General features: G+C 62.4%; 14 protein-coding genes. 12 read left to right on the top strand and 2 right to left on the bottom strand.

What is annotated here, in order from left to right; genetic code table 11:
- Positions 1–49: 49 nt before the first annotated feature.
- Complete coding sequence (locus ACIPL2_RS33370; RefSeq protein ID WP_401364585.1) at positions 50–568, bottom strand: DUF2062 domain-containing protein; 519 nt, start codon at positions 566–568, stop codon at positions 50–52.
- Positions 569–704: 136 nt separating this feature from the next.
- Here ACIPL2_RS33370 and ACIPL2_RS33375 point away from each other — a divergent pair, with 136 nt between their 5' ends.
- From ACIPL2_RS33375 to ACIPL2_RS33430, 12 genes are all read left to right on the top strand, one after another.
- On the top strand, positions 705–2,927 hold the full coding sequence (locus tag ACIPL2_RS33375) for a DNA internalization-related competence protein ComEC/Rec2 (RefSeq protein ID WP_401364588.1): 2,223 nt from the start codon (positions 705–707) through the stop codon (positions 2,925–2,927).
- 98 nt (positions 2,928–3,025) lie between these two features.
- Positions 3,026–3,661, top strand: coding sequence for a MotA/TolQ/ExbB proton channel family protein (locus ACIPL2_RS33380; protein ID WP_401364591.1), 636 nt, complete (start codon positions 3,026–3,028; stop codon positions 3,659–3,661).
- Positions 3,658–4,089 (top strand): ExbD/TolR family protein, encoded by a 432-nt coding sequence (locus ACIPL2_RS33385; protein WP_401364594.1) that lies wholly within the window; start codon positions 3,658–3,660, stop codon positions 4,087–4,089. The genes ACIPL2_RS33380 and ACIPL2_RS33385 overlap by 4 nt, the downstream gene beginning before the upstream one ends.
- Positions 4,089–5,099 carry a tetraacyldisaccharide 4'-kinase gene (gene lpxK / locus ACIPL2_RS33390; protein WP_401364596.1) on the top strand — a complete coding sequence of 337 codons (1,011 nt, stop codon included), beginning with the start codon at positions 4,089–4,091 and terminating at the stop codon, positions 5,097–5,099. Before ACIPL2_RS33385 ends, lpxK begins: the two co-directional genes overlap by 1 nt.
- Before the next feature lie 24 nt (positions 5,100–5,123).
- The gene (locus tag ACIPL2_RS33395) at positions 5,124–5,309 is read left to right on the top strand and encodes a Trm112 family protein (RefSeq protein WP_007945752.1); all 186 of its coding nucleotides are present in this window, start codon (positions 5,124–5,126) and stop codon (positions 5,307–5,309) included.
- Positions 5,306–6,070, top strand: a complete 765-nt coding sequence (gene kdsB / locus ACIPL2_RS33400; protein WP_008152377.1) for a 3-deoxy-manno-octulosonate cytidylyltransferase — start codon at positions 5,306–5,308, stop codon at positions 6,068–6,070. The genes ACIPL2_RS33395 and kdsB overlap by 4 nt, the downstream gene beginning before the upstream one ends.
- A complete protein-coding gene (locus ACIPL2_RS33405; RefSeq protein WP_401364599.1) occupies positions 6,070–6,534 on the top strand; it encodes a low molecular weight protein-tyrosine-phosphatase in 465 nt (154 codons plus the stop codon). The genes kdsB and ACIPL2_RS33405 overlap by 1 nt, the downstream gene beginning before the upstream one ends.
- Positions 6,531–7,550 carry a UDP-N-acetylmuramate dehydrogenase gene (gene murB, locus ACIPL2_RS33410; RefSeq protein WP_401364602.1) on the top strand — a complete coding sequence of 340 codons (1,020 nt, stop codon included), beginning with the start codon at positions 6,531–6,533 and terminating at the stop codon, positions 7,548–7,550. The genes ACIPL2_RS33405 and murB overlap by 4 nt, the downstream gene beginning before the upstream one ends.
- A 242-nt stretch (positions 7,551–7,792) precedes the next feature.
- Positions 7,793–8,263, top strand: a complete 471-nt coding sequence (locus ACIPL2_RS33415) for a (2Fe-2S)-binding protein (RefSeq protein WP_401364605.1) — start codon at positions 7,793–7,795, stop codon at positions 8,261–8,263.
- Positions 8,260–10,581, top strand: coding sequence for a molybdopterin cofactor-binding domain-containing protein (locus ACIPL2_RS33420; RefSeq protein WP_401364608.1), 2,322 nt, complete (start codon positions 8,260–8,262; stop codon positions 10,579–10,581). The genes ACIPL2_RS33415 and ACIPL2_RS33420 overlap by 4 nt, the downstream gene beginning before the upstream one ends.
- On the top strand, positions 10,581–11,564 hold the full coding sequence (locus ACIPL2_RS33425; protein WP_401364610.1) for an XdhC family protein: 984 nt from the start codon (positions 10,581–10,583) through the stop codon (positions 11,562–11,564). Before ACIPL2_RS33420 ends, ACIPL2_RS33425 begins: the two co-directional genes overlap by 1 nt.
- Complete coding sequence (locus ACIPL2_RS33430; RefSeq protein WP_401364613.1) at positions 11,561–12,151, top strand: NTP transferase domain-containing protein; 591 nt, start codon at positions 11,561–11,563, stop codon at positions 12,149–12,151. Before ACIPL2_RS33425 ends, ACIPL2_RS33430 begins: the two co-directional genes overlap by 4 nt.
- Positions 12,152–12,467: 316 nt before the next feature.
- Here the strand turns inward: ACIPL2_RS33430 and ACIPL2_RS33435 are convergent.
- On the bottom strand, positions 12,468–14,723 hold a 2,256-nt coding region (locus ACIPL2_RS33435; RefSeq protein WP_401364616.1), incomplete at its 5' end, for a ribonuclease E/G.

Below are 14,723 nucleotides of genomic sequence, written 5' to 3' on the forward strand. Positions count from 1 at the left end.
CCCATCAAACAAATAAAAAAGGCCTCCCACCACAGAGGCCTTTCCACATTCACAACATCCGCTTTTTCTTGCGCCGAGCCCACTGCCGACTAACCCACCACCGCCAATACATCATCACCAGACAATAAGCCAACGCCCCAAGCACCAACCCCGTCACCACCGAGCCGAGCAAAAACGGCTGCCACAACGTCGAGAGTTCACCACTGATCCATTCCCAAGTCAGTTCATCCGGCAGATGACGAGCAGGAACGTCCATCAGCCAAGCACCCGTCTTATAGGTGCAATAGAAAACAGCCGGCATCGTGATTGGATTGGTCAACCAGACCAGGCTGACCGCAATTGGCATATTGCCACGCACCAGAATCGCCAGGATGGCAGCCACCAGCATCTGCAACGGAATAGGCAGGAAAGCCGCGAACAACCCCACCGCCATCGCCCGGGCAACGGAGTGCCGGTTGAGGTGCCAGAGGTTCGGGTCATGCAGCAGGGTGCCGAGAAAGCGTAAGGACTTGTGTTCCCTGATGCTCGTCGGGTCTGGCATGTAACGTTTGAATAAGCGCCGGGGCATAAGGCTTCTCGGTCGGTTAAGGCGGCAAGTATGTCTGGATTCTATGAGTCGCCCATTCAGACTTTGTGACAATTGATATCCACGGTCGTGCGACTGGCCGTCTATGCCTAGGGAGGGAACTCTCAAGGACAGGCTTATGCGCACAGGGATGATGGCGCTGGCGCTAGGGTTGTTGGCCCTGCGTTTTTTACCGGTATTACCGCCGGTCTGGTTGTGGCTGTTGATGCCGGTAGCGGGTTTGATGCTGCTGCCGTTCAAGACGTACCCGGTGGCGTTCTTCCTGTTCGGCTTCAGTTGGGCGTGCGCGAATGCGCAGTGGGCGCTGGATGATCGCCTGCCGAAAAACCTCGATGGCGAAACCCGTTGGGTCGAAGGCCGGGTGGTGGGATTGCCACAGAACAATGACGACGTGGTGCGTTTCGAATTAGCGGACGCCCGGTCGCGACATGGCAAGGTGCCGCAACTGATGCGCCTGGCCTGGTACGACGGGCCACCGGTGAACAGTGGCGAACATTGGCGACTGGCGGTCAAGTTGAAGCGTCCTGCCGGGCTGCTCAACCCGCATGCGTTCGATTACGACGCCTGGCTGCTGGCGCAACGTATCGGCGCCACCGGCACGGTCAAGGATGGCGAGCGGCTGATGGAGGCCCGGTGGGCTTGGCGCGATGGCATCCGTCAGCGTTTGCAAGCCGTGGATGCCCAAGGGCGAACGGGCGCGCTGACGGCGTTGGTGCTGGGGGATGGCGCCGGGCTGAGTCGTGAGGACTGGCAGGTCCTGCAAGACACCGGCACCGTGCACCTGCTGGTGATTTCCGGTCAGCACATCGGTTTGCTGGCGGGATTGGTGTATATGCTGATCGCCGGTCTGGCCCGATACGGTTTGTGGCCGGGCCGTCTGCCGTGGCTGCCGTGGGCGTGTGGCCTGGCCTTTGCTGCAGCGCTCGGTTATGGGCTGCTGGCGGGCTTCGAAGTGCCGGTGCGTCGGGCCTGTGTGATGATCGGCCTGGTGCTGCTGTGGCGGCTGCGGTTTCGTCACCTTGGCACCTGGTGGCCGCTGTTGCTGGCGCTCGACTGCGTTTTATTGCTCGACCCGCTGGCGAGCCTGCAACCGGGTTTCTGGTTGTCGTTCACGGCGGTGGCGGTGTTGATCTTCACGTTCGGCGGTCGCTTGGGACCCTGGCGATGGTGGCAAACCTGGACGCGCGCGCAATGGCTGATCGCAATCGGTCTGTGTCCGGTATTGCTGGTGCTGGGCTTGCCAATCAGTCTCAGCGGGCCGTTGGTCAATCTGCTGGCGGTGCCGTGGATCAGCCTGGTGGTTTTGCCGCCAGCGCTGCTCGGGACGCTGCTATTGCCGCTGCCTTATGTAGGCGAAGGCTTGCTGTGGCTGGCGGGTGGTTTGATCGACTGGCTGTTCAACGCCTTGGCGTTGATGGCCGGTCAAGTCCCTGCGTGGGTGCCGACGGCCATCCCGGTGTGGGTTTGGGCACTGGGTACATTCGGTGCCTTTCTACTATTGCTGCCGAGCGGCGTGCCAATGCGCCCGTTGGGCTGGCCGATGCTGCTGTTGCTGGTATTTCCACCCCGGCAAGCGTTGCCGGAAGGGATTGCCGACATCTGGCAGCTGGATGTCGGTCAAGGGTTGGCGATCCTGGTGCGCACCCGCCATCACACCCTGCTGTATGACACCGGACCGCGTTTCGGCGATTTCGACCTGGGCGAACGGGTGGTGTTGCCGACGTTGCGCAAACTGGGCGTGGACGGACTCGACCTGATGCTGATCAGCCACGCCGACGCCGATCACGCCGGTGGTGCCCGCGCCGTGGCCAATGGGTTGCCGGTGAAGCGGGTGATCAGTGGCGATCCAGAGGCGCTGCCGGCCGAGCTGCAAGCGGCGGCCTGTGAAAGTGGTGAGCAATGGATCTGGGACGATGTACGGTTCCAGCTCTGGCAATGGTCATCGGCCACCGACAGCAATCAAACGTCCTGCGTCTTGCAGATCGAAGCCAACGGCGAGCGGTTGCTGCTGACCGGTGACATCGACATCGCCGCCGAACACGCCCTGCTCGACAGTCCGCTGGCCGTGCCCACCGATTGGTTGCAGGCGCCGCACCATGGCAGTCGCAGTTCATCTTCCATGGCGCTGCTGGCCGGGTTGCAACCTAAAGCAGTGCTGATCTCCCGGGGCCACGGCAATGCCTTTGGTCATCCCCATCCCACCGTCGTGGCGCGCTATCGAAAGCGCGGCATGCGGATCCATGACAGCGCGGAACAAGGTGCCATTCATCTGCAACTGGGCCATTTCCAACCACCCCGGTCGATGCGTCAAGAACGGCGTTTCTGGCGCTCGCCGCCGTAATCGCCAGCGAGTAAAGCCCGACCGGATGCGACATCACGGTCTTCGGTGCGCCCACCCCCTATGTTAGAGTGGCGCACTTTTTCGAGGGGACTGTCACTGTGTGGGAATTGGTTAAATCCGGCGGCTGGATGATGATTCCAATCATTCTGAGTTCCATCGTGGCCATGGCGATCGTTGCCGAGCGCCTCTGGACCCTGCGCGCCAGCCGTGTGACCCCGGAGCATTTGCTCGGGCAGGTCTGGGTCTGGATCAAGGACAAACAACTCAATAAAGACAAACTCAAGGAACTGCGCGCCAACTCGCCGTTGGGCGAGATCCTGGCCGCCGGCCTGGCGAACTCCAGGCATGGTCGCGAGATCATGAAAGAGTGCATCGAAGAAGCCGCGGCCCGGGTTATCCATGAGCTGGAGCGTTACATCAACGCCCTCGGCACCATTGCCGCCATGGCGCCGTTGCTGGGACTGCTGGGTACGGTACTGGGCATGATCGATATCTTCAGTTCGTTCATGGGCACGGGCATGACCACCAATGCCGCGGTGCTGGCCGGCGGTATTTCCAAAGCCTTGATCACCACGGCGTCGGGTCTGATCGTCGGTATCCCGTCGGTGTTCTTCCACCGTTTCCTGCAACGCCGGATTGATGAGCTGGTGGTGGGCATGGAGCAGGAAGCGATCAAGCTGGTCGAGGTTGTACAAGGTGATCGTGACGTGGACCTGAACGGGGGCAAAGCGTGAAATTCCGCCGCAAACAACGGGAAAATATAGACATCAACCTCGTGTCGCTGATCGACGTGGTGTTTGTCCTGCTGCTGTTTTTCGTTGTCACCACCACGTTCACCCGGGAAACCCAGTTGCGCGTCGACCTGCCGGAAGCGGCCAGCGGTACGCCTGCCGACGACCAGCAGGCCAAGCACCTGGACGTTGCCATCAGCGCCGAGGGCGTGTTCTCGGTGAACAATCAGATTTTGCCCAAGAACGATCTGGCGACCCTGATGGATGCGCTGCAAAAGGAATCCAGCGGTGACACCAACCTGCCGTTGTCCATCAGCGCCGACGGCAAGACCCAGCATCAGTCGGTCATCACCGCCATGGACGCCGCCGGCAAGCTCGGCTTCAGCCACTTGCGCATGACCACTGTCGAAGCGGCGCCGCCCGCGCCCTGATGGCCATGTCCGATCGCTTGCTCGCCGCGTGGTACCAAGGGCACCCGGCCCTGAAACTGTTGCAGCCGCTGGAGTGGTTGTACCGGCGCGTGGTCATGAACAAGCGCAAGCGTTTTCTGGCGGGTGAGGGCGAGATCTACCAACCGCCGGTGCCGCTGATCGTGGTCGGCAACATCACCGTTGGCGGCACCGGCAAGACGCCGCTGATTCTGTGGATGATCCAGCATTGCCAGCGCAGCGGTTTGCGCGTCGGCGTAGTCAGCCGCGGTTACGGCGCCAAACCGCCGCAATTGCCGTGGCGGGTCGAAGCCGAGCAAAGTGCGGAGGTTGCTGGCGATGAGCCTTTGTTGATCGTCCAGCGCACCGGCGTCCCCTTGATGATCGACCCGGACCGCAGTCGCGCCGTCAAAGCCCTGCTGGCGAGTGAGCCGCTGGACCTGATCCTGTCCGACGATGGCATGCAGCATTACCGTCTGGCCCGAGATATGGAACTGGTGCTGATCGACGCCGCTCGAGGCCTGGGCAACCAGCGGTGCCTGCCTGCCGGGCCGCTGCGGGAACCGGTCGAGCGTCTGCAAAGTGTCGACGCGGTGCTCTATAACGGTGCTGCTGCCGATCGCGACGGTGGTTTTGCCTTCCAGTTGCAGCCCACCGCACTGGTCAACCTGAAAAGCGGCGAGCGGCGTCCCCTCGATCACTTCCCCCCAGGGCAAGCCCTGCACGCCGTCGCCGGGATCGGCAATCCCCAGCGTTTCTTCACGACCCTCGAAACGCTACACTGGCAGCCTGTCCCGCATGCGTTTGCCGACCACGCCGAGTACAGCGTTCAGGCCTTGAATTTCACCCCGTCATTACCGCTGGTGATGACCGAAAAGGACGCGGTGAAGTGCCGTGCCTTTGCTGCCGCCGACTGGTGGTACCTGGCGGTCGATGCTGCGCCATCGCCGGCCTTCGTGGCCTGGTTCGATACGCAGTTGATGCGCCTGTTGCCGGATCGTCTTTTGCCTTAAAACCGTTTTATCCAGGGAATGCTCATGGACACCAAATTGCTCGACATCCTCGCTTGCCCGGTCTGCAAAGGCCCGCTCAAGCTCAGCGCCGACAAGACCGAGCTGATCAGCAAGGGCGCCGGCCTGGCGTACCCAATTCGCGACGGTATACCGGTGATGCTCGAAACCGAAGCACGCACCCTGACCACCGACGAGCGCCTGGATAAATGACCACAGCCTTTACCGTTGTCATTCCATCGCGTTATGCCTCCACCCGTTTGCCGGGCAAACCGCTGCTGTTGATCGCCGGCAAGCCGATGATCCAGCATGTCTGGGAACAGGCGAGCAAAAGCAGCGCCCAGCGCGTGGTGGTCGCCACTGACGATGCGCGCATCGTCGAGGCCTGCAAGGGGTTCGGCGCCGAAGTGGTGCTGACCCGCGAAGACCACAACTCCGGCACCGATCGCCTGGCCGAAGTCGCCGCCAAACTGGGCCTGGCGCCTGACGCGATCGTGGTCAACGTCCAGGGTGATGAACCGTTGATCCCGCCGAGCGTGATCGATCAGGTCGCCGCCAACCTGGCGGCCCACACCGAAGCGCGCATGGCCACCCTGGCCGAGCCGATCGAAGACGTGGAAACCTTGTTCAACCCCAACGTGGTCAAGGTTGTCAGCGACCTCAACGGCCTGGCGCTGACCTTCAGTCGCGCGACGTTGCCGTGGGCGCGAGACGCCTTTGCCAAGAGCCGCGAGCAATTGCCGGAAGGCGTGCCGTACCGTCGTCACATCGGCATCTATGCCTACCGTGCCGGTTTCCTGCATGACTTCGTCAGCTGGGGCCCATGCTGGCTGGAAAACACCGAATCCCTGGAACAATTGCGGGCCTTGTGGCACGGCGTGCGGATTCATGTCGCCGATGCGCTGATCGCACCGCCGACCGGCGTCGACACCGTTGAAGACCTCGAGCGCGTTCGTCGCCTGTTGGAGGCCTGATGCGGGTTCTGTTCGTCTGCCTGGGCAACATCTGCCGTTCACCCACGGCCGAAGGCGTGCTACGGCACAAACTGCGTGAGGCGGGGCTGGCCGATCAAATCGAAGTCGCCTCCGCTGGCACCGGTGACTGGCACGTTGGCAAGGCGCCCGACAAGCGCAGCCAGGCAGCGGCCAAGCTGCGCGGCTACGACCTGTCGACCCAGCGCGCCCAGCAAGTCACGCGCGCGGATTTCGCCACGTATGACCTGATCCTGGCGATGGACAACAGCAACCTGCGCAACCTCAAGGCCCTGCAACCGGCCAAGGGCAAGGCTGAACTGGACCTGTTCCTGCGTCGCTACCAGTCGGAAATCGACGAAGTCCCGGATCCGTATTACGACGGCGACCAGGGCTTTGAGCAGGTGCTCGACTTGATCGAGCGTGCCAGCGATCTGCTGGTGATCGAATTGAAGGGACGGTTATGAGTTTGCAGGTTCGACCGCAGGTTTCGCTCAAGCCGTTCAACAGCTTTGGCGTAGACGTCCAGGCCCGGTTGTTTGCCGAGGCCCACAGTGATGCCGACGTTCGTGAAGCCTTGGCCTATGCGGCAGAACACGACGTACCGCTGCTGGTGATTGGCGGCGGCAGCAACTTGCTGCTGACCGCCGATATCCAGTCGCTGGTGCTGCGCATGGCCACGCGCGGGATTCGCATCCTCAGCGATGATGGCAGCAAGGTCGTGATCGAAGCCGAGGCCGGCGAGCCTTGGCATCCCTTCGTGCAACACACGCTCGCGCAGGGGTTGTCGGGGCTGGAAAACCTCAGCCTGATTCCCGGCACCGTCGGCGCCGCGCCGATGCAAAACATCGGCGCCTATGGTGTCGAGATCAAGGACGTGTTCGCCGGCCTGACGGCGCTCGATCGCCAGACCGGTGAACTGCACGACTTCACCTTGGCCGAGTGCAATTTCGCCTACCGCGACAGCCTGTTCAAGCAGCAACCGGGGCGTTGGTTGATCCTGCGCGTGCGGTTTGCCCTGGATCGCGCCGCGCACCTGCACCTGGAATACGGCCCGGTGCGTCAGCGCCTGATCGAACAAGGCATCGAGCATCCGACCGCGACCGATGTCAGCCAGGCCATTTGCAGCATTCGCAACGAAAAACTCCCGGACCCAGCCGTTCTGGGCAATGCCGGCAGCTTCTTCAAGAACCCGTTGGTGCCCGCAGCGCTGGTGGCACGACTCAAAGGTGAATACCCGGATCTGGTGGCCTATGCGCAACCCGATGGGCAAATGAAACTGGCGGCGGGCTGGCTGATCGAGCGCGCCGGTTGGAAAGGTTTCCGTGAGGCGGATGCCGGCGTGCATAAATTGCAGGCACTGGTGCTGGTCAATTACGGCGGGGCGACCGGCCTGCAATTGCTCGACCTGGCGCAGCGCATCCAGAAAGACATTTCAGAACGTTTCCATGTCGATCTGGAAATGGAGCCGAACCGGTATTGAGTCTAAGCTGTAAAGGCTGATTTCAAAGCCCTGCACACCTTAAGTTGTGCAGGGCTTTTTTGTTAATGCTGGGTTAACTTAGCCACCTAACGATGCATGCGTTTGCTCCACCAAAGGCCCGATGCAGACGTCGCCGTCCGCATAAGAGAGCCCATCAGCCTGAGCGGATCTGCGTGATGCCAACCGCCAATCCCTGGCGGCAGATTGCTCGACCCCATAACCGATACTATGCGGGCGTGCCCATGATTACCCTGAAGCTCAATGGTCAAGACCATCAACTCGACGTCACCGAGGATATGCCGCTGCTCTGGGCGATCCGCGACGTGGCCGGTTACAACGGCACCAAATTCGGCTGCGGCATGGGCCTGTGCGGCGCCTGCACCATCCATATCGAAGGCGCTCCGGCGCGCAGTTGCATCACACCCATCGGCTCGGTGGTCGGCCAGAACGTCACCACCATCGATAACCTGCACGCCGACCCGGTCGGGCAAGTCGTCCAGCAAGCCTGGCTCGACACCGCCGTGGCCCAGTGCGGTTTCTGCCAGGGCGGGCAGATCATGTCCGCTACGGCGCTGCTCAAGACTAATCCGAACCCCAGCGACGAACAGATCGAAGAGGCGATGGTCGGCAACATTTGCCGTTGCGGCACCTATAACCGCATCAAGACCGCCATCCGCCAGGCATCCACTCACCTGAAGGAGGCCAAGGTATGAGCTCGTTACCGAATGATTTCGCCCTGAGCAACCTCAGTCGTCGTGGTTTCCTCAAAGGCGTGGGCGCCACCAGTGCATTGGTGCTGGCCGCGAGTTGGGGTTGGCAGGATGCTTTCGCCGAAGAGAAAGAGAAGAAGTTCGGTGCCGACGGCATGCCCCACGGCTGGATCGATGATCCGAAGGTGTACGTCAGCATCGCCGCTGACGGCAGTGTGACCGTGGTTTGCAACCGCTCGGAAATGGGCCAGGGCGTGCGCACCAGCCTGACCATGGTGGTGGCCGATGAACTGGACGCCGACTGGGCGATGATGAAAGTGCAACAGGCGCCGGGCGACGAAGTGCGCTTCGGCAACCAGGACACCGACGGTTCGCGCAGCATGCGTCACTGGTACGAGCCGATGCGCCGTTGCGGTGCTGCCGCGCGGACCATGCTTGAACAAGCGGCTGCCGAGCAGTGGAAAGTGCCAGTCAGCGAGTGCCATGCGCAACTGCACAAAGTCATCCATAAACCGTCCGGCCGTGAATTGGGCTATGGCGCCTTGGCCGCTGCGGCCAGTGCACTGCCAGTGCCGGCCCGCGACAGTCTGCGGCTCAAGCAACCCTCGGAGTTTCGCTACATCGGCAAGGAAGGCACCAAGGCCATCGACGGTGCGGATATCGTCAACGGTCGCGCCATTTATGGCGCCGACGTGCATTTCGACGGCATGCTCTACGCCACCATCGCGCGTCCGGCGGTGTACGGCGGCAAGGTCAAATCCGTCGACTCCATCGCCGCGATGAAAGTCCCGGGTGTGATCAAGGTTATCAAGATCGACAGCAGCCCGGTGCCGTCGGAGTTCCAACCGCTGGGTGGCGTGGCCGTGGTGGCCAGCAACACCTGGGCGGCGATCAAGGGCCGCGAGGCGCTGAAGATCGAGTGGGATGACGGCCCCAACGCCAGTTATGACTCGATCGCCTACCGCAAGGAAATTGAAGCCGCGTCCCTCAAACCCGGCAAAGTGGTGCGCAACACCGGCAACATCGAAGAGGCCATGGGCAGCGCCGACAGCACCCTGGAAGCCTCCTATTACCTGCCGCACCTGACGCAGGCGCCGATGGAACCGATGGTTGCCATCGCCCGATTCAAGGACGGCGTGTGTGAAGCCTGGGCGCCGAGCCAGGCGCCGCAAGTCACCCGCACACGGATTGGCGAACGCCTGGGCATTCCGTTCGATAACGTCACTTTCAACGTCACCCTGCTAGGCGGCGGTTTCGGCCGTAAATCGAAACCGGACTTCGTCATCGAAGCGGCCGTGCTCGCCAAGGAATTCCCCGGCAAGGCCGTGCGGGTGCAATGGACCCGTGAAGACGACATCCACTGTTCCTATTTCCACACCGTGTCGGCCGAGTACCTGAAGGCCAGCCTGAACAAGGACGGCCTGCCTTCCGGCTGGTTGCACCGCACCGTGGCGCCGAGTATCACCGCGCTGTTCGCGCCGGGCATGAACCACGAAGCAGCCTTCGAGTTGGGCATGGGCTTCACCAACATGGCCTACGCGATCCCCAACGTGCGTCTGGAAAACCCGGAAGCGACGGTTCACACCCGGGTCGGCTGGTATCGCTCGGTGTCGAACATTCCCCACGGTTTCGCCATTCAGAGCTTTGTCGACGAACTGGCGCACAAGGCCGGGCAAGATCCGCTCAAGTATCAGGTCAAGTTGCTCGGCCCGGATCGTCAGATCGACCCGCGCACCTTGAGTGAAGAGTGGAACTACGGCGAGTCTCCCGAGCGTTACCCGATCGACACCGGTCGTTTGCGCACGGTGCTGGAAACCGCCGCCAAAGCCGCCGGTTGGGGCCGTGAAATGCCCAAGGGCCGAGGCTTGGGCCTGGCGGTGCATTACAGCTTCGTCACTTACGTGGCAGCGGTAATCGAGGTCGAAGTCAAAGACGACGGCACGCTGATCGTGCACAAGGCGGATATTGCGGTGGATTGCGGTCCGCAGATCAACCCCGAGCGGATTCGCGCGCAGTTCGAAGGCGCCTGTGTGATGGGCCTGGGCAACGCGGTGCTGGGGGAAATCAGCTTCAAGGACGGCAAGGTCCAGCAGGACAATTTCCACATGTACGAAGTGGCGCGCATGTCCCTGGCGCCGAAGGAAGTCGCGGTGCATCTGGTCACGCCGCCGGGCAACGTGCCATTGGGCGGTGTCGGTGAACCGGGCGTGCCGCCGATCGCACCTGCGCTGTGCAACGCGATCTTCGCCGCCACCGGCAAACGCATCCGCGCTCTGCCGGTCCGCTATCAGCTGCAGGGTTGGCAGAAGGCTCAGGCCTGATGGACAGCGTCGATCTGAATGTCCTGCGCAGCGTGCTGGAATGGCGCCGCGCCGGTCAGCGAGTGGTGTTGTACAGCGTGGTCCAGACCTGGGGCACCGCGCCCCGGGCACCTGGCGCAATGCTGGCGTTGCGCGAAGACGGCGTGGTGATTGGCTCGGTGTCCGGTGGCTGTGTCGAGGATGATCTGATTGCGCGGTTGCACGACGGTCGGATTCCACCGGATGGGCCGCCGGTGCAGTTGATCACTTATGGGGTGACCCGTGAGGAAGCCGCACGATTTGGCTTGCCTTGCGGCGGCACCTTGCGCCTGACCGAGGAGCGGGTCGGCGATCCGGCCTGGCTCGTCGAGTTACTGAGGCGCTGCGAAGCCCATGAAATCGTGGCGCGTTCGCTTGATATCGGCAGCGGCGAAGTGGTGTTGCAGCCGGCCAACAAGGCCGATGTGCTGACCTTTGACGGCAAAACCCTGCGGGCCATCTACGGTCCGCGTTGGCGGTTGTTGTTGATCGGCGCGGGGCAATTGTCGCGGTATGTCGCCGAGATGGCACGGTTGCTGGATTTCGAAGTACTGATCTGCGATCCGCGCACCGAGTTCGTCTATGGCTGGGAGGAGCAGCACGGTCGGTTTGTTTCCGGCATGCCCGACGAGGCGGTGCTGACCATCCAGACCGACGAACGGACAGCCATCGTCGCGCTGACCCACGATCCTCGCCTGGACGACATGGCACTGCTCACGGCCCTGGACTCCAAGGCCTTTTATGTCGGCGCGCTGGGTTCGCGGGTCAACAGTTTGAAGCGTCGGGATAACCTGGCTCAGCTAGGCTTGTCAGAAGAGGCCATCGGGCGCTTGCACGGCCCGATCGGCTTGCACATCGGCAGCCATACCCCGGCGGAAATCGCCTTGTCGCTGCTGGCGGAAATCGTGGCGATCAAGAACGGCGTCGAACTCAAGCAGAAGAAGCCGTTGCAGGAGGTGGTATGAGTGAATCCATCGGCGTCATCGTGCTGGCGGCGGGGCAGGGCAGTCGTTTCCGGGAGGTGGCCGGTGCCGAGCAGGACAAGTTGCTGGCTGATTGCAGCGGTCGTGATGGCAAGGTTCGTTCGGTGATCGAGCACGTGCTGGTGAATGTGCCGGCTTCACTGGATAAGCGCATTCTGGTGACCACCGCTGATCGCCCACAGGTGATTCGCATGGCCAAGGCTTATGGCTGCGAAATCGTGCTGATCGAGTCGACGGGCATGGGCGACAGCATTGCGGCCGGCGTGGCGGCGTGTCCGAAGCTGAGCGGTTGGTTGATGGTGCTGGGGGATATGCCGTTTATCCTGCCGTCGAGTATCGAGCAGGTGCTGGCGGGGATTGCTGATGATTGTGTCAGTGTGCCGGTGCTTGAGGGCAAGTACGGGCATCCGGTGGGATTTGGTCGCAGTTTGGGTTCGGGCTTGATGGCGTTATCGGGTGATCACGGTGCCAAGTCGCTGTTCGCACAGGCGAGGGTGGTCGAGGTGGCGGTGGATGATCCCGGTGTGTTGTGGGATGTGGATGTGCCAGAAGCATTGGTCTTCAAGTAGACACAGATCCCATGGGGGAGCGGGCTTGCTCGCGAAAGCGGTGGGTCAGCTTGCATTGATGTTGAATGGAAAAGCGCCTTCGCGAGCAAGCCCGCTCCCACATTGCTTTTGCGGGGAAGTCACCGTCGTGTGATCACCGCCAAATCCTGTGGGAGCGGGCTTGCTCGCGAAAGCGGTGGGTCAGCTTGCATTGATGTTGAAAGTAAAACCGCCTTCGCGAGCAAGCCCGCTCCCACAAGGGATCTGGGTGATTTTCAAAGACATAAAAAAGCCCCGCCTGGGGTTACCAGGCGGGGCTTTTTAGTGGCCGATGGAATCAGACGAGGGGTTTAGGCTCGTGCTCTTTTTCCAGGGCTTGCTCGTGTTGCTCTACCGCTTCCTGAACGGAGCGCGGAGCTTCGTCGATCACCGAAGCAACCGGCTCGGCAGCGACTTCAGCAGCAGGGGCAGGTGCTGCCTCGACCACTTCAGCAGCAACCGGTGCGGGTTCTTCAGCAACAACCGCTTCAACCGGAGCAGCAGCGGCAGCCAGTTCGGCTTCCTTCTGCAGACGCTCTTCTTCACGCTTGCGACGACGCACTTCACGCGGGTCGTTCGGCGCGCGGCCACTAGGCGTCAGCGCGCTGACCGGGGCGGCTTCGACCACCGGTGCAGCCACTTCGGCTACAACCGGGGCTTCAACTGCGGCTTCAACAACCGGTGCTTCAACCACTGGCGCCGGTTCGGCAGCCGCAACCACTGGCTCGGAAACCATCGCTTGCGCAACCTCGGCTTCAGCAACAGGTGCTGGCGCTTCGGCGGCTGCAGGCTCGGCAACCCAGTTGAACGCGGTTTGCTCTTCGCGAACTTCACGAACAGCTTCGGTCACGGTTTCGGAGGCGGTTTCAGCAACCGATTCCGCGACAACCACAGGCTCGGCGGCAGCTTCAACAACAGGCTGTGCTTCACGAACCGGAGCGACTTCGACTTCCGGAGCGGCGGTGGCTTCTACCGGCGTCGTCGCTTCAACGACTGGCGCTTCCACTGGAGCAGTTTCCAGGGTGGCGGCAGTGGCGCGTTCGGCCTGCTCGTTGGCTTGTGCTTCAGCCGGTGCGCTGATCACGGAGCTGGCAACGGCTGCGGTAACCGCCAGGCCGGCGGCCAGGTCGGCAGTGCTTGGCGCTTCGTTGGCTTCGCTACCTTCACCGGACTCGGATTCTTCCGAACCTTCGATCACGTTGCCGTTGGCATCGCGTTGACGCTCGCGACGGTTGCTGCGACGACGCTGGCCACGGGAGCGGCGGCGTGGACGATCGCCTTCGGCGCCTTCCTGACCGTCTTCCTGCAGTTGCTCTTCGCTGGTGGTCAGCTCTTCTTCGGCAACGGCGGCAGCCGCTTGCTCGGCGCGAGGTTGACGTTCTTCACGCGGTGGGCGTGGAGCGCGTTCTTCGCGTGGCTGACGGGCTGGACGCTCTTCAGCGGCAGCCGGAGTCGAAGTGGCAGCAGCGGCCGGAGCGGCATCCAGGGGTTCACGCAGTTCACGAACCGGACGCTCTTCACGATCGCCACGTGGCTTGCGATCTTCACGCGGAGCGCGTGGCGCACGTTCTTCACGAGGGGCGCGTGGTGCGCGCTCTTCACGTGGAGCACGTTCTTCGCGAGCGACTGCTACTGCTGGCGTTTCTTCGCGGGCTTCACGGGCTTCGCGTGGCTCACGTGGTGCGCGTTCTTCACGCGGTGCACGTTCCTCACGAGGCTTGCGTTCTTCATCGCGGCGACCGTTACGGTTGCGGCTCTGCTGACGACCGTTGCGACGCTCTTCATTGCGGGCCGGACGCTCGGTGGTGGCTGGCTTTTCAACCACAACCGGAGCGGCTGGCTCTTCCTTGGTCGCGAACAGGCTGACCAGCGACTTCACCAGGCCTTTGAACAGGCTTGGTTCTGGCGCGGCGACCGGTGCAGCAACAGGTGCGGCGACGACTTCGGTCGGCACCGGAGCGTTGGCACGAGCCGGAGCGGTCTTGACCGCGGCTTCCTGGCGAACCAGTGTGCGGGTCGCAGCGGCGGGCTGGACTTCTTCGACTTCGGCAGCGGCCGCAGCGATTTCGTAGCTGGACTGGCCGACCGCGGCTTCCGGGCTGTCATCGCGCAAACGCTGCACTTCGAAGTGCGGCGTTTCGAGGTGATCGTTCGGCAGAATGACGATGCGGGCACGGGTGCGCAGTTCGATCTTGGTGATCGAGTTGCGTTTTTCGTTGAGCAGGAACGCAGCCACCGGGATCGGCACTTGGGCGCGAACTTCGGCGGTACGGTCTTTCAGGGCTTCTTCTTCGATCAGGCGCAGGATCGCCAGCGACAGCGATTCAACGTCACGGATGATGCCGGTGCCGTTGCAACGCGGGCAGACGATGCCGCTGCTTTCGCCGAGCGATGGACGCAGGCGCTGACGGGACATTTCCAGCAGGCCGAAGCGCGAGATACGGCCGACTTGCACGCGGGCGCGGTCGGCTTCCAGGCATTCGCGGACTTTCTCTTCCACGGCGCGCTGGTTCTTGGCAGGGGTCATGTCGATGAAGTCGATGACGATCAGGAC

Origin of the sequence: Pseudomonas sp. NPDC086251 (genome assembly GCF_044746405.1) — a bacterium.
Lineage (GTDB): Bacteria > Pseudomonadota > Gammaproteobacteria > Pseudomonadales > Pseudomonadaceae > Aquipseudomonas.

Excerpts from the sequence above, each read along its gene's own strand:
- ACIPL2_RS33370 (WP_401364585.1), bottom strand. The coding sequence starts at position 568 with ATGCCCCGGCGCTTATTCAAACGTTACATGCCAGACCCGACGAGCATC.
- ACIPL2_RS33375 (WP_401364588.1), top strand. The coding sequence starts at position 705 with ATGCGCACAGGGATGATGGCGCTGGCGCTAGGGTTGTTGGCCCTGCGT.
- lpxK (WP_401364596.1), top strand. The coding sequence starts at position 4,089 with ATGGCCATGTCCGATCGCTTGCTCGCCGCGTGGTACCAAGGGCACCCG.
- ACIPL2_RS33395 (WP_007945752.1), top strand. The coding sequence starts at position 5,124 with ATGGACACCAAATTGCTCGACATCCTCGCTTGCCCGGTCTGCAAAGGC.
- kdsB (WP_008152377.1), top strand. The coding sequence starts at position 5,306 with ATGACCACAGCCTTTACCGTTGTCATTCCATCGCGTTATGCCTCCACC.
- ACIPL2_RS33405 (WP_401364599.1), top strand. The coding sequence starts at position 6,070 with ATGCGGGTTCTGTTCGTCTGCCTGGGCAACATCTGCCGTTCACCCACG.
- murB (WP_401364602.1), top strand. The coding sequence starts at position 6,531 with ATGAGTTTGCAGGTTCGACCGCAGGTTTCGCTCAAGCCGTTCAACAGC.
- ACIPL2_RS33415 (WP_401364605.1), top strand. The coding sequence starts at position 7,793 with ATGATTACCCTGAAGCTCAATGGTCAAGACCATCAACTCGACGTCACC.
- ACIPL2_RS33420 (WP_401364608.1), top strand. The coding sequence starts at position 8,260 with ATGAGCTCGTTACCGAATGATTTCGCCCTGAGCAACCTCAGTCGTCGT.
- ACIPL2_RS33425 (WP_401364610.1), top strand. The coding sequence starts at position 10,581 with ATGGACAGCGTCGATCTGAATGTCCTGCGCAGCGTGCTGGAATGGCGC.
- ACIPL2_RS33430 (WP_401364613.1), top strand. The coding sequence starts at position 11,561 with ATGAGTGAATCCATCGGCGTCATCGTGCTGGCGGCGGGGCAGGGCAGT.